The sequence below is a fragment of the Lacisediminihabitans sp. H27-G8 genome, assembly GCF_046156175.1.
Lineage (GTDB): Bacteria > Actinomycetota > Actinomycetes > Actinomycetales > Microbacteriaceae > Lacisediminihabitans.
Map to the genome: position 1 here is coordinate 813189 of NZ_JAYLVL010000001.1, position 14983 is coordinate 828171.

The following is a 14983-nucleotide window of genomic DNA, read 5'->3' on the forward strand; positions in this document are numbered from 1 at the left end:
TTTCGCGACACCGTTGATGTCGGGTGGGGCGCGCCGAAGCTCGCCGGTTGTTCTGTGCCGCAGCGCGGCAGGAGCGTCGTGATCGGCACGATGCCCCGAGTCTGTGTGGCCGGATCGATGAGACCGACCGGCTGTCCTGCCCTCCGGTTTCACCTTGCGGTTTCCGTCGGGCACCTTCCCCATAAAGAAGACTACGTAGGACAGACCAAGTTGTCTATCCTCCATGCACCCCCAGAGTAGGGCACAGCGATATACCGGAATCGCCACTCAAATAATCGTTGGATGCTCAGAAAACGATGAAATAGGCACCCGATCTTTGCGGATTCAACGGAATCCGCAATTTTGGCATTCCGCCACTCTTGGCAGTGGGGTACACGTCTGGGTCCGCCGGGTACAACGGACATCCGGAGGGGTAGGTGCGTATGCATGGATTTTTCGGCGCGCCAGTCCCGCAGCGGACCTCCGACGGATGTTCCGTGAGTCGCGATCACGCGCACGGGGTGTCGGCCTCCGAGTCCGCCCTCAGCCGCGCGCGGCGCCCGCGGAAAGCGGCTCCGGGGCGACCCAAGGGCGGATCACCGAACAGCGACAGGGCCCCCGGCGATTCGCCGGGGGCGCTGTGGCACGGTTATTGCCGTCCGAGCGTCACGACGCGACGGCGATCAACCCGAGTTCCGCCGGGCTCGCCAGCAGCGGATGGCGCGGCACCACACGTACGTTGTAACCGAAGCTGCCTGCCCGCGAGAGCGTGACAGTGCCGGCGAACTGTGCCGGATCACCGACGGTGGGCGAGGGCGTGAGTTCCACACTGTGCGGGTTCTCCAGGCGGTCGTTCTCCCTGGCGCGCCCGTAGACGACCTCCACCGACACGTCCGCGGGCGTCAGTCCGGCCAGGTTGACGTGGGCGCGCACGTGCAGCTCGTCGCCGACCTGCGGCACGGCATCCACTCCGCCGGATTCCACGTGCGCGACCGATACGTGGGGCCAGGCCGCCGTGACCTTCGACTTCCATGCGGCGAGGGCGCGTGCCGGAGCGTAGTTGTCGGCCGAGATCGTGCGATGCGCGACGGCGGATGGCACGTAGAGCCGCTGCACGTACTCGCGCACCATGCGGTCGGCCGAAAGTTCGAACGACAGTGTCGACAGCGTGTGGCGGATCGACTCCACCCACCGCGTCGGCACACCATCGGCACCACGGTCATAGAACCGCGGGGCGATCTGGTGCTCGATCAGGTCGTACATGGAGTCGGCCTCGAGCTTGTCGCGCTCGGCGGAATCTCCGGCAGAGTCGGCGCTGGGGATGGCCCAGCCGTTCTCCTCGTCGTAGAACTCGGCCCACCAGCCATCCAGGATGGACAGGTTGAGCGAGCCGTTGAGCGCCGCCTTCATGCCGGAGGTGCCGCAGGCTTCGAGCGGGCGAAGGGGGTTGTTCAGCCAGACATCCGTGCCCGGGTAAAGCAACTGGGCCATCGCTATGTCGTAGTTGGGAAGGAAGACCATGCGCTTGCGGATCTCCGGCTCCTGGGAGAACTCCACCAGCTTCTGGATGAGGCGCTTACCCTCGTCATCGGCGGGATGCGACTTGCCCGCGATCACGATCTGAACCGGGTGTTCCTTGGAGAGCAGGATGGAACGCAGGCGTTCCGGGTCGTGGAGCATCAGCGTGAGGCGCTTGTAGGTGGGAACGCGACGAGCGAACCCGATCGTCAGCACATCGGGATCCAAAAGCTGCGAGAACCAGGACGGATCACCGATGCCGGGGTTCTGCTCTCCCCAGGCGTCGGAGACGCGGGAGCGGGCATCGGTCACCAGTTGCTGGCGCATGCCGTTGCGGACATTCCACAGGTCTGCGTCGCTCACCGCTTCGGAGGCCCAGTCTGCAGTCGTCGTGTCGGAGGTGCCGAGACGGTCGGCGGCGAGCGCCACGAGTGAGGGGTCGGTCCAGCTGGGCGCGTGCACGCCGTTCGTCACCGAGGTGATCGGCACGTCGTCGGCGTCGAAGCCGGGCCACAGCGCCCCGAACATTCCGCGACTCACCTCACCGTGCAGCTGCGAGACGCCGTTGGCACGCTGCCCGAGACGAAGTCCCATCACCGCCATGTTGAAGGTGTTGGCCGCACCGCCCTCGTAGTTCTCGGAGCCGAGGGCGAGCACATCGTCTACCTCGACACCGGGAAGCAGATCGGTGGAGAAGTACTGCTGCACCAGCGAGGAGTCGAACCGGTCGATGCCGGCCGGCACCGGCGTGTGGGTCGTGAACACGGTGCCCGCGCGCACGACCTGCAGGGCCTCGTCGAAGGACAGGCCCTCACCGATGAGGTCACTGATGCGCTCCAGGCCGAGGAATCCGGCGTGGCCCTCATTGGTGTGGAACAGCTCGGGGGCATCCGCATCCGTCAACTCGGTGAGGAGCTTGATGGCGCGCACGCCACCGATGCCGAGCAGCAGCTCCTGCAGCAGGCGATGCTCGCCGCCGCCGCCGTAGAGGCGGTCGGTGACCGAGCGCAACGCATCCTCGTTCTCCGGGATGTCGGTGTCGAGCAGCAGCAGGCGGATACGCCCGACGGCGACCTGCCAGATGCGCGCGTAGAGCGCGCGCCCTCCGGGGAGCGCGAGGGCGACCTGGGCCGCGGTGCCATCCGGGTGACGCAAGACCGAGAGCGGCAGCCCGTCGGGGTCGAGCACGGGATAGGACTCCTGCTGCCAGCCGTCCGGGGAGATGGACTGGGCGAAGTAGCCGGAGCGGTAGAACAGTCCGACACCGATGATCGGCACTCCGAGGTCGGAGGCGCTCTTGAGGTGGTCGCCGGCGAGGATGCCGAGACCGCCGGAGTACTGCGGAAGAGCAGCGGCGATGCCGAACTCGGGCGAGAAGTAACCGATCGCCTTGGGGGCGGCATCCGTCACCGTCTGCTGGTACCAGCGCGGCTCGGTGAGGTAGGTGTGCAGGTCCTGAGCAAGGTTCGCGGCCCGGTCGACGAAAGCCTGGTCGGCGGCGAGCTCCTGCAGGCGGGCCGGCTCGATCTCGCCGAGGAGGCCGATGGGGTCGTGCGCGCTCGACTCCCACAGTTCGGGCGAGATGTCTTCGAACAGGCGCCGGGTCGGGAGGTGCCAGGACCAGCGGAGATTGGTAGCGAGCTCCTCCAGCGGTGCAAGAACCTCGGGGAGAACGGTGCGGACGGTAAAACGACGGATAGCCTTCACCGTTACACCCTAGGGGCAGAAAGTTAAGGATTGGAGACGGGGCTGCAACCGTTTCCACAAAAACGCGGGGAGCGGCACAGGAGTCAAGGGGGGAGAGATTCTTTTGCAGAGCCGGTACGGTCGAACAGTGACCAATGTCTACGAACCAAAGATGGGCCGCATTCCGATTCGGGAGCTCGCTCCTCAGCAGCCCGACAATAACTGGCCAGCGAAAGCCTTCGTGGGCGAGGTGGTGCCGTTCCAGGCCACCGTCTTCAAGGAGGGACACGACATCCTGGGTGTCGACCTCCTCCTCTCCACGCCCGAGGGCGTCCAGTCGAAGCACCGGATGCACGAGGTCGGTGTCGGCTTCGACCGCTGGGAGGTCGAAGTCCTCCTCGATGTGCAGGGCACCTGGGTCTACAGCGTTCAGGCCTGGAACGACGACTGGGCGACCTGGCTCCATAACGCCGACATCAAGATTCCGGCGGGCATCGACGTCACACTCATGCTCCTGATGGGCACCGGCCTTCTCGCACGCGCGGTGAAAGCGGATCCCACCAACAAGATCCTGAAGGATGCGGCAAAGGTGATGGGGACCAAGAGCCTGTCGCCCGCCGCACGATTCGAGGTGGCGCTCGATCCCCGGGTCACGGCCGAGATCGAGAAGAAGCCACTCGCGAGCCTCACCACGCTGAGCCTTCCGCTCGAGGTGCGGGTCGAACGCACCCGCGCCGGTGCCGGCAGCTGGTACGAGTTCTTCCCGCGCTCGGAGGGGGCGAGACAGGGCAAGGACGGCAGCTGGACGAGCGGCACGTTCCGCACCGCCGCGCGCCGTCTTCCCAACGTCGCCGGAATGGGCTTCGACGTGATCTACCTTCCTCCGATCCACCCGATCGGCGTGAGCTTCCGCAAGGGACCGAACAACACGCTGAACCCGGGCCCGCAGGATCCCGGATCCCCCTGGGCCATCGGGTCGAACGACGGCGGGCATGACGCCATCCATCCCGACCTCGGCACCGTGGAGGACTTCGAAGCCTTCGTCGATACGGCGAAGAAGAACGGCCTGGAAGTGGCCCTCGACCTCGCCTTGCAGTGCTCGCCCGACCATCCCTGGGTCGTCGAACACCCCGAGTGGTTCACCACCCTGCCGGACGGGTCGATCGCCTATGCGGAGAATCCGCCGAAGAAGTACCAGGACATCTACCCGATCAACTTCGACAACGATCCCATCGGCATCCGCACCGAGGTCTTGCGCATCGTCAAGTACTGGATCGGGCTCGGAGTGAACATCTTCCGGGTGGACAACCCGCACACCAAGCCACTGCAGTTCTGGGAATGGATGCTGCACCAGGTGAACTCGGAATTCCCCGACGTGGTCTTCCTCGCCGAGGCGTTCACCCGGCCCGCCATGATGTATTCGCTCGGACAGGCCGGATTCCAGCAGTCCTATTCCTACTTCACCTGGCGCAACACCAAGGTGGAGCTCGAGGAGTTCTTCACCGAGATCTCACATGAGCACTCGGCGTACTTCCGCCCGAACCTCTTCGTCAACACCCCGGACATCCTCACCGAGTTCCTGCAGTTCGGGGGGCCGCCGGCCTACAAGATCCGCGCGGCGCTCGCGGCGACGGCATCGCCGAGCTGGGGCGTCTACGCCGGGTACGAGTTGTTCGAGAACGTGGCCCGACCCGGCTCCGAAGAGAACATCGATAACGAGAAATACCAGTACAAGGCGCGGGACTTCGGAGCCGCGGAGGCTGCGGGCAAGTCCCTCGCGCCGTACATCACCCAGTTGAACAAGATCCGGGCGGAGCATCCGGCCCTGCGCCAACTGCGCAATCTGGACATCCACTGGAGCGACGACGAGTCGATTCTCGTCTACAGCAAGTACCTCGACGGATCGTTCACCCGCTCCGGCCGGGGGGATGCCATCATCGTCGTCGCCAACCTGGATCCGCATTCGGCCCGGGAGACCACCGTCTACCTCGATCCCACCCGGTTCGGTGTCGATCCGGACGAGCCGTTCGAGGTGACCGACCTCATCACCCGGCAGAAATTCACCTGGGGCCAGCAGAACTTCGTGCGGCTCGACGCCTTTGTCGAACCCGTGCACATCCTGCGTGTCGAACTCCCGAGAGGCAAGTAAATGGCGAAGGACCCGTCCACTCCCCCCAAGAAGACGCCCGCGGCTAAAGTACCGGCGGACAAAGCGGTGAAGGCCCCCGCGGAGAATAAACCGGCCGCGAAGAAACCCGCCGCCAAGAAGGTGTCGACGAAGGCGGCCGCCAGCGCCGTCGTTCCGACCCTCCCGACGCTGCACCCCGATCACATCGCGGCGCTGGTGGAGGGCCGTCACCCCCACCCGCACGAGACCCTCGGCCAGCATGCGCTCGGAGACGGCTTCGTCATCCGCGTCATCCGTCCGCTGGCGGATTCGGTGACCGCGATCCGTGCCGACGGAAGCCGCGTAGCACTCAGCCACCTCTCCGACGGCCTCTGGCAGGGATACGCGCCCGGCGTCGGTCAGGCCTACCAGGTCGAGACGACCTACTCGAACGGACCGGACTGGGTGACGGATGACCCGTACCGGTTCGTCTCCTCGGTGGGAGAGATCGACCTCTACCTCTGGGGCCAGGGCCGCCACGAGCAGCTCTGGCAGGTGTTCGGCGCACACTTCCGGCCGCACGAGGATGTGGCCGGCACGAGCTTCTCGGTCTGGGCACCGCACGCCAGGGCCGCTCGCGTGCTCGGCGACTTCAACGGCTGGTACGGCCTCGGCCACGCCATGCGTCGCCTCGACGACAACGGCGTCTGGGAGCTCTTCGTGCCCGGGCTCGCTCCCGGCACCTCCTACAAGTTCGAGCTCCTCACCGCGGACGGTCGCTGGGTGCAGCGCGCCGACCCGATGGCCCGCTACACCGAGGTGCCCCCGGCGACCGCGTCGAAGGTGGGCCAGACACTCTACGAATGGGGCGACTCCGAGTGGATGCGTCGGCGGGCCGAGCGCGATCCGCACAATTCCCCGATGAGCGTCTACGAACTTCATGTCGGATCGTGGCGCCCCGGCCTGGACTATCGCACGCTGGCGGACGAGCTGATCCCCTACCTGCAGGAGACAGCGTTCACCCACGTCGAGTTCATGCCGCTGGCAGAGCACCCCTTCGGCGGCTCGTGGGGCTACCAGGTGACCGGCTATTTCGCGCCGACCAGCCGGTTCGGGCATCCGGACGACCTCCGCTACCTGATCGACCGCCTCCACCAGGCCGACATCGGCGTGATCATGGACTGGGTTCCGGCCCATTTCCCCAAGGACGAATGGGCCCTGGCCAACTTCGACGGCCAGCCGCTGTACGAGCACTCCGACCCACGGCGCGGCGAGCAGCGCGACTGGGGCACCCTGGTGTTCAACTTCGGCGACTCACAGGTGCGCAACTTCCTCGTCGCCAACGCCACCTATTGGCTCGAGGACTTTCACATCGACGGCCTCCGGGTCGATGCCGTCGCGTCGATGCTCTACCTCGACTATTCCCGCGAAGCGGATGACTGGTTGCCGAACGTCAACGGTGGGCGGGAGAATCTCGAGGCGATCAGCTTCCTTCAGGAGGTGAACGCCACGGCCTACAAGCGCAACCCCGGCATCGTGATGATCGCCGAGGAATCGACAGCGTGGCCGGGAGTCACGAAGCCGACGGGCGGTTCCGGCCTCGGCTTCGGCCTGAAGTGGAACATGGGCTGGATGCACGACAGCCTCTCGTACATGGAGGAAGACCCCATGTACCGTTCCTACCACCACAACGAGATCACGTTCAGCATGGTCTACGCCTTCACCGAGAGCTTCCTGCTGCCGATCAGCCACGACGAGGTCGTGCACGGCAAGGGGTCACTGCTGCACAAGATGCCCGGCGACCAGTGGCAGAAGCTCGCGAACCTGCGCGCCTATCTCGCGTTCATGTGGTCGCATCCGGGCAAGCAGTTGTTGTTCATGGGGTCCGAATTCGGGCAGCCCTCGGAGTGGAGCGAAGAGCGCGGGCTCGACTGGTGGATCCTCGACCAGCCGATCCACCGCGGACTGCTCACCCTGGTCAGCCAGATGAACCGGGTCTACCGCGACCAGCCGTCGCTGTGGTCTCGCGACAACGACCCGGGCGGGTTCGAATGGATCGACGCGGGTGACGCCGAGCACAACGCCGTGTCGTTCCTGCGCTGGGACAACCACGGCAACCCCATCGCGGTGCTCATGAACTTCGGCGGCAATACCGTCGGGCCCTATCGCGTCGGGCTCCCGTTCGCGGGCATCTGGGACGAGATCCTCAACACGGATGCCTCGGAGTACGGCGGCTCGGGGGTCGGCAACTTCGGCGCGGTCGAGGCCACCGACACGCCCTGGGCCGGTCGTCCGGCCTCCGCGGAGGTCACCCTGCCGCCGCTGGCCGGCCTGTGGCTCAAGCTGCGACGCTAGCTGGCGCTGCAGTGAGTGACACCCGCGCCCGAACTTATGGGCGCGGGTGTCTTTTCGCGCGGCGGTGCTCTGGGCGACGTCACGCGGCGACATCGCTCCTCACGGGGCGCTGAACGCGGCCGAAGGCGGCCACCGAGTGGCTAAGTCGCTCGGCGGCTCGGTAGCTCGGTAGCTCGGTAGCTCGGTAGCTCGGTAGCTCCAGGGTTGCCGAGCTAGTAGAGCAGCCCCGTCAGGCGACGGCGAGCGGAGACCACGCGGGGGTCATCCCCGCCGGCGATCTCGAAGAAGTCGAGGAGGCGGGTGCGGACCCGATCCTTGCCCGGCTGGTCGAGGGTGGGGAATAGTTCGAGAAGGCGTCCGAACGCGTCTTCGAGGTGCCCACCGGAGGTATCGAGGTCGGCGACGGCGAGCTGGGCGTCGAGGTCGGTCGGAGCCGCAGCAGCGGCATCCCGGATCTCGGACGCTGATGCGGTGCCGAGGCGGGAGAGCAGCGACACCTGTGCGAGCCCGGCCACAGCGAGCTGATCACGCGGGTCCTGGGCGATGGCCGTCTTGTACTCGCGGATGGCCGTGTCGAAGTCCCCAGCGGCGATCGCGTCGTACGCCTCCTGGTGGTGCGGCGGCAGCGGTTCCTCGACCGGCTCGGCGGGCTCCGCGCCCGGCTCCGGCGGCTCGACAGTGCCGGTGACGTTCTGTTGGGCGGCGAGAGTCAGCAACTGGTCGAGCACCTGCGTCACATCCGCCTCCGGCAGCTCGCCCTCATAGAGTGCGATGGGGCGTCCGCCGACCACCGCAGCGACGGTGGGTGCGGCCGCAGCGTGGAAGGCCTGCGTCAGCTGGGGATTGGCCGCGGCATCCACCGTTGCGAGCACGAGGCGACCCGCGTACGAGGTGACGGCGCGGATGAGAGTGGCCGATGGCTCACCGACGTACAGCTCGACGACCACCGGAACGGTCTGCGAGAGATCGAGGATGGCAGTGAAGGATGCATCGGAGGATTCGACCACGAGGGACGGCACCGAGGCCGCCGGCCCGGGAGCGGACCCCGCTGGGGCCGCCGGCGGACGCACCAGGGACGAGAGGTCGACGGCGCCGCGCAGGTTGGCGCGGCTTGCGGGGGGAATCGAGGTCACGGGAGCTCCTTGGCCGAGGTGAGACCGGTCGCGAAACCGAGCAGGGAGATCTTCTCCTTGCTCGTCGAACTGGGGACGTAGAACAAGAGTTGATCGCTGTAGACCGCGACCGTGCCCTTGGTGGACCCGGTGACGCCGGAGAGCGACTTCACCTGCCCCTCTGGGTTGACCGCGGCACCCGCTTCGACCGGAGTCACCGTCACGGTCTCGTTGAGATTGACCGCCACGATGGCGCCCGAGTCGTTGCTGCCGAGCGAAATGCTGTCGTAGGTACCGACGCTATTGGCGAATTCCATCTTTGCGGTGGCCGGCAATGCCGCCTGAAGCGACTTGCGGTATTCGAGACCGATCAGCCCGATGAGCTTGTCATTGGAGGTGTCGAAGTACTTCGCGGACTCGCTCGTCGGACCCTTCTCGAGAATGTCGCCATAGGCGAGTGCGATCTTGGACGGTGCAAGCTCGAGCAGCTTGACATCGGGATCGAGGCGGGGTGCACCGACCTCCTTCGCGGCCAGCTTGGGCAGTACCACTCCGGCCTCGAGGGCAGTCGCGTACTCGACCTTGTAGTCGGATCGCGGTGTCTTCTGCTCGAGCATCAGTCCCACCGGTGGCACCTTCTTGTCGGTGGGGTTCTGCACGACCGTGAAGACGACCCGCGGCCATTTGCCGGCATCCTGCAGCTGCGGCAGGATCACGGTTGCACTGCTGGCCGGGATGGCGGCGAGCGCGGCCTGCGTGTCATCCACCTTGCGGATGGCGTAGTTCGCGGCGCGAAGGTCGAGCGCCGCACCGTCGAAGCGGGTCTTGGCCAGGTCGACGTCCTTATCGGCATCCGCCTTGGCGGCGACAGCCGAGATGCGAGCGAGGATCACCCTCAACTGGGGAACCGTCACGGCGGGAGGCGAGACATCGGCGGCAGCGGCCGTGGCGGATGGAGTCGGAGTGGCAGATGCCGCGCCCGGCCCGAAGTCGGGCCACGAATCGGGCGTGCATCCGCTGAGGGTGAGGCCACCGATCAGCAGAACCGGCACGATCGCGACCATCCGCCTGCGGTTGGACCGGCGGGAACCGGTAGGCGCGAGGGCCTTCGGCTTGCGCGGCCGGTAGCTGCGCTGGCGAGGGACCTTGGGCATCTTGGGAGTCTTCCTCCGGGGTCCGCGAGAACGGCGCAGGTGCGCGAGACCCCAGAGGTAGAGAGCGAGACCGACGATCAGCAGCACGATCCCGCCAACGATCAGGGGTCCGGACCACGGGGTGCGGTTGTCGAGAGGCCACCGGATGGAGAGGGTGCTGGGAGCCGCGCTCGTGCCATCGGACACGATGATCACCGAGATGTTGTCGGGAACGTTCACCGTGAAGTCGAGGCTGTCGGTCTCGCTGAACTGGTCGAGCCAGAGGTCGGAGCCCTGTGGGTTGGGCACCTGGGAGGTCTTGCCTTCGACGAGGCGAGAGGTGAGCGTCGACTTGGCACTGTTGAAACCGACCCGGTTGTAACTCGCATCACCGACCCAGGCCAACACGTCGTCGGTGCGACCATAGGCCGCGAAGATCTTCTTCGCGCCGCTGACATGGATCTCCTGGCGGCCCGGAAGGGACTTGAGCGTCGAGGAGTTGACGATGGTGACCGGGGCCTTCGTGGTGAAGGTCTCCGAGGCGGTGATGCTGTCGGCCTCGGCGAGCACGGTGCGCTGGGCGATACCGTAGGCGATGAGCCCGAATGCAATCACAAAACTGATGATCGCGGCGATGAAACGCACGTTGGTTACTCCTCTCGTGTTGCCGTGGGCGACCGGCGGTCGGCATCTCCCGCGACACCGCCGCCTCCAGCGCGCAAGCGGCGGAGGGCGACATCGGGTGACGCCAAGAGGCCCGTAGGACTGACTGAAAAGTCCGTGTGGCAACAGGCAAAGACGTTCAAGAATAGCCTAGCGACCCTGAGAACCGCCTCACCATAGCCACCAGACCCCCGTAAACAGGGCGTTCTGGCCCCCGAAACGGGCCGGGGCGCGGCCGCACTCTCACGCTAAACTCGGATGGTTCCGGCCATGACTCTGTTCGCGCCCGGGCAAAATCACTCACGAGGAGACAGCGTGGCCACTGACGACGAGACCTTCACCACGGCGATGCGCGGGTACAACCGCGACGAGGTGGACAGTGCGATCCAGGATCTCCGGCGCGAGCTGATCAAGGCCAACAGCGACAAGGCCGAGGCGGCCAAGGAGCTCAAACGCCTTCACGCGACGGTCGATGACCTCCAGGCCGAGATCGAAGAGACCGGCAGTCCCACCTACAGCGGGCTCGGCACCAAACTCGAGAACACGCTCCGCGTCGCCGAGGAACAGTCGACGAGGCTCATCAGCCAGGCCGACATCGATGCCGAGAAATTGCGGAGCGGTGTGCAGGCCGAGGTCACCAAGCTGCGCACCGACGCGATGGAGAGCGCCGACAAGAGCCTGGCCGACGCGCACGCGACGGTCGGCCGCATCCTCGATTCGGCGAATTCCGAAGCCTCCGAGCTGCTGGAGCGCACTCGCGCCGAAGCCGAGACGATAACGCAGGACGCCCTGCGGGACGCCGCCGCCATCCGGGGTGCCGTCGCCACCGAGGCCGCAGAGGCCCGCGCCACCGCCAAGCGTGAATCCGCCGCCGTTCGTGCCGAGGCAGAGCGGGAGGCCGCAGAACTCAAGGCCGTCGCCACGCGGGAGATGAGCGAGGCACGGGATGCCGCCGCCGCGCTCGCCCGGGAGACGGAGCTCGGTCGCACCGAGTTCACCAGCGAAGCCGAGAAGCAGTGGGGCGACCTGGCGCGCGACACCGAACAGCAGCGCACCGATCTCGAACGGGACACCCAGGCGGCACGCATCGAACTGGAGCGTTCGACGGAGACACAGCGCGCCGAGCTGGCCCGCGAGATCGACGAGGCGCGAACCGCCTTCGAGCTCGACAGCACCGAGAAGCGCAATGTGCTCGAGAGCGAGATGGCGGATGCCCACAATGCCCTCGCCCGGCGTACCGCCGAGACACGCGCCGCCCTGGAGCAGGAGACCACCGCCGCACGCATCGCCCTCGAACAGGAGACCGAGGCGGCGCGCACGGCACTCGAACAGCAGACGGAGGCGGATCGGGTCGCGCTCGAGCAGGAGACCGCCGCCGCACGCGCCGCCCTCGAGCAGGAGACCACAGCCGCTCGCGATGCTCTCGCCCTCGACACCGCTACGACGCGGGATGCGCTCGAGCAGGAGACCACCGCCGCACGCGCGGCCATCGAACAGGAGAGCGCCGCAGCCCAGGCGAAGGTGCAGCAGGATCGCTCCGCTGCCGCGGCCACCATCACGCAGGACGCGAAGGCGGCCAAGGCCAAGCTCGCCCTCGAGGTCAAGCGCGCTCGCGCCGAACTCGAACAGGAGACCACCGAGGCGCGCGCGAAACTCGAGGCGGAACTCGCCGCAGCGCGGGCCGAGCTGGAGCACGACGTCGAAGAGCAACGCACCAATGTCGCCCGCGAAGTGGAGCAGTTGCGCGCGGATGTCACCCGCGAGGTCGAGCAGACCCGTGCCTCGCTCATCCACGACACCGCCGAGGCGCGCAACCGTCTCGCCCTCGACTCCGAGCAGGCGCGAACCGATCTCGACGTGGAGCTGAAGGCCCGGCGGGACGAGGCCGAGAAGGAGTTCCTGGCGAAGCACCAGGAGGCGGTCGCCCAGACCCAGAAGTACCTCGACGAGGCGAATGCCCAGCTGGCCGATGCGATCCGGATCACCGGGGAGAAGCGCGCGGAAGCAGACGCGATCGATGTGGACGCCAAGGCCGAAGCCCGCGAGCTCCGCGATCGCTCGGGCAACGAGGCGGCGGAGATCATCTCCAACGCCGAGGCGCGCGCCAGGGCCATGGTCAAGGATGCGGACAAGCGCACCGCAGATCTCGTCGCGGATGCCGAGGAGCGTCTGTCCCAGATCCGCATCGAGCGCGAGGCCGTGGCGGGTTACTTCGAGAGCCTCCGGACGGTACTGTCTCAGGCAGAGAAGGTTGCAACCGATAAGTAGCCTCTGAACGGGCAACCCTTCTTCTACTCACGGGAGTCGCAGTGAAGATCCAAAACGCCTTCCGTCTCGGCCTGCTCGGCGGGCTGGGAGTGCTCGTCGCCGTCGGCATCGGTGGCGCGGTGGCGTCCCTGTCGACGATTCTCACCTACATCGGAGCGGCGCTGTTCCTCGCCCTCGGCATCGACCCGGCCGTCTCCTGGCTCGAACGCCACAGGTTCCCCCGGTCGCTGGCGATTCTCACGGTGCTCATCGGTATTCTCGCCGTCTTCGTCGGGCTCATCTTCGCCGTTGTGCCGGTGATCGTCGACCAGGTGAACAACCTCATCTCGAGCCTTCCAGACTTCATCGCCACGGTTACGAGGGCGACCTGGATCAGGGACACCCAGAAGAGCCTTCCCGACTGGATCAACCTGAACGACTTGATCACTCAGTCCGGCAACTGGTTGCGCAACAACGTGTCGACGATCGGCGGCGGCTTGCTTTCGGTCGGCGTCGGGATCGCGAGTGGGGCGACCGGCTTCGTCATCATCCTGATCCTCACCCTGTACTTCGTCGCCTCACTGTCCAACATGAAGCGCGGGCTGTACCGCCTCGTTCCCGCCTCCAAACGAGCCCGCTTCTCCGACCTCGCGGAGCAGATCAGCGCATCGGTCGGCCGGTACGTGGTGGGACAGGGCACCATCGCCCTCGCCAACGGGGTCGCCAGCTTCCTCTTCCTGTCGATCGGGCAGCTCTTCGGAGCGAAGTATCCGGCCCTGTTCGCCTTCATCGCGTTCCTGTTCGCCCTCGTGCCGCTCGTCGGAACGCTCTCGGGCAGCATCCTGATCACCCTGAGCACCCTGCTTCTCGCCGGGCCCGGTCCGGCCCTCTGGGTGGGCATCTACTACGTGATCTACATGCAGATCGAGGCATACGTCATCAACCCGCGGGTGATGAACCGTGCGGTGAAGGTGCCCGGGGCGATAGTGGTCATCGCCGCCCTTGCGGGCGGGGCGCTGCTCGGCATTCTCGGTGCGCTCATCGCCATCCCCGTGGCCGCCTCGGTGCTGCTCATCATCGACCAGGTGGTCGTGCCCCGGCAGAACGAGCTCTGAGCGACTCCAGTCGGGTCTCAGACCGTCGGGTGCCACACCTCGGGGAGGGGAAGCGCGGCCGGGTTGAGCCGCTGGACCACCTCGGTGAGCACACGGCGGGTCTGAGATTCGCCCACCCACAGGTGTTTGCCTCCCTCGACCGCCACGAGGTCGATCTCGGGCACTATCGCGAATCGAGCGGCAGCCTCGGCCGGACGCAGGTAGTCGTCGAGTTCGGGGATGAGCGCGACCAGGCGCTTGCCGCTCCCGGCCCAGGCGGCGATTTCAGCATCCGTCGCCCGGTGCAGCGGCGGGGAGAGCAGGATCGCTCCCTCGATGGGATGCTCCAGCCCGTACTTCAGCACCACCTCGGTGCCGAACGACCATCCGAGCAGCCACGGGTGGGGCAGTCCGCGCGCCGCGACGAGCTCCATGGCGGCCGCGAGGTCGTGCCGTTCGTCGATGCCTTCGCCGAAGGATCCACCCGAAGTGCCTCGGGGCGAGGAGACGCCGCGAAAATTGAACCGCAGAACGGCGAGGTCCGCGAGGGCGGGCAATCGGCCGGCCATCTTGCGGATGATGTGCGAGTCCATGAACCCGCCGGCGGTGGGCAGCGGATGCAGGGCCACGATCGTCGCGACCGGGTCGCGGTCGAGGGGCAGCGAGAGTTCGCCGACCAGAGTGAGGCCGTCGGCGGTGTGCAGTTCCACCTCTTCGCGCCGGGCGGGCAACTCCACCCCGCCGCGGATCTCGACGCCCGTCACTTGATCTTCCAGCAGTGCAGGTGCCAGTGTCGGCGGGCCGCCAAGTCTTCCGCCTGGCCCATCAGCCCATCTGCCCGCCAGGCCACGAGATGGGCAGTGCCGGGGGCGATGTCGAGTCCGCAGCCCGGGCAGGTGTAGTTCTTGCTCGCCGATGCAGCGGAAATCGATTGCACATTCCACAGGCCGTCGCGGCGCGATTCGGTGCGCAGGCTGCCGAAGAGCGCCCGCGAGATGTCGTACTCCTCGTCATCCCCTCCCCCGGCGCGCGGTCCACGGGGGCGGTTCGAACGGGGCATACTTCAACCCTAACCAGTGCCGACGGCTG

Annotated in this window: 9 protein-coding genes; 4 read left to right on the forward strand and 5 right to left on the reverse strand. The window is 66.7% G+C overall.

All coding sequences use genetic code 11. The features are described 5' to 3' along the window. Positions 1–645: 645 nt before the first annotated feature. Positions 646–3204, reverse strand: a complete 2559-nt coding sequence (gene glgP / locus VLI63_RS03920) for an alpha-glucan family phosphorylase (protein ID WP_409155603.1) — start codon at positions 3202–3204, stop codon at positions 646–648. Between the two features lie 151 nt (positions 3205–3355). On the opposite strand from glgP, the gene VLI63_RS03925 reads away from it, so the two are divergent. Further along, positions 3356–5332 carry a maltotransferase domain-containing protein gene (locus VLI63_RS03925; RefSeq protein WP_409155768.1) on the forward strand — a complete coding sequence of 659 codons (1977 nt, stop codon included), beginning with the start codon at positions 3356–3358 and terminating at the stop codon, positions 5330–5332. Further along, positions 5333–7645 (forward strand): 1,4-alpha-glucan branching protein GlgB, encoded by a 2313-nt coding sequence (glgB, locus tag VLI63_RS03930; protein ID WP_409155604.1) that lies wholly within the window; start codon positions 5333–5335, stop codon positions 7643–7645. A 212-nt stretch (positions 7646–7857) separates the two neighbouring features. On the opposite strand, the gene VLI63_RS03935 is transcribed toward glgB, so the two are convergent. Both VLI63_RS03935 and VLI63_RS03940 read right to left on the reverse strand, forming a co-directional pair. Beyond that, positions 7858–8778: a tetratricopeptide repeat protein gene (locus VLI63_RS03935; RefSeq protein WP_409155605.1), complete on the reverse strand. Its 921-nt coding sequence runs from the start codon at positions 8776–8778 to the stop codon at positions 7858–7860. Next, on the reverse strand, positions 8775–10535 hold the full coding sequence (locus VLI63_RS03940) for a hypothetical protein (protein WP_409155606.1): 1761 nt from the start codon (positions 10533–10535) through the stop codon (positions 8775–8777). Before VLI63_RS03940 ends, VLI63_RS03935 begins: the two co-directional genes overlap by 4 nt. 333 nt (positions 10536–10868) lie before the next feature. Here VLI63_RS03940 and VLI63_RS03945 point away from each other — a divergent pair, with 333 nt between their 5' ends. Both VLI63_RS03945 and VLI63_RS03950 read left to right on the forward strand, forming a co-directional pair. Further along, entirely contained in the window at positions 10869–12821 is a 1953-nt protein-coding gene (locus tag VLI63_RS03945; protein ID WP_409155607.1) for a DivIVA domain-containing protein, read from the forward strand. Positions 12822–12862: 41 nt separating this feature from the next. Further along, positions 12863–13915, forward strand: a complete 1053-nt coding sequence (locus VLI63_RS03950) for an AI-2E family transporter (protein WP_409155608.1) — start codon at positions 12863–12865, stop codon at positions 13913–13915. A gap of 17 nt (positions 13916–13932) precedes the next feature. On the opposite strand, the gene VLI63_RS03955 is transcribed toward VLI63_RS03950, so the two are convergent. Beyond that, positions 13933–14658, reverse strand: coding sequence for an alpha/beta hydrolase (locus tag VLI63_RS03955; RefSeq protein ID WP_409155609.1), 726 nt, complete (start codon positions 14656–14658; stop codon positions 13933–13935). Further along, complete coding sequence (locus tag VLI63_RS03960; protein WP_409155610.1) at positions 14655–14954, reverse strand: hypothetical protein; 300 nt, start codon at positions 14952–14954, stop codon at positions 14655–14657. Before VLI63_RS03960 ends, VLI63_RS03955 begins: the two co-directional genes overlap by 4 nt. Positions 14955–14983: the final 29 nt, after the last annotated feature.

Coding starts and splice junctions, on each gene's coding strand:
- VLI63_RS03925 (WP_409155768.1), top strand. CDS start 3,356: ATGGGCCGCATTCCGATTCGGGAGCTCGCTCCTCAGCAGCCCGACAAT.
- glgB (WP_409155604.1), top strand. CDS start 5,333: ATGGCGAAGGACCCGTCCACTCCCCCCAAGAAGACGCCCGCGGCTAAA.
- VLI63_RS03960 (WP_409155610.1), bottom strand. CDS start 14,954: ATGCCCCGTTCGAACCGCCCCCGTGGACCGCGCGCCGGGGGAGGGGAT.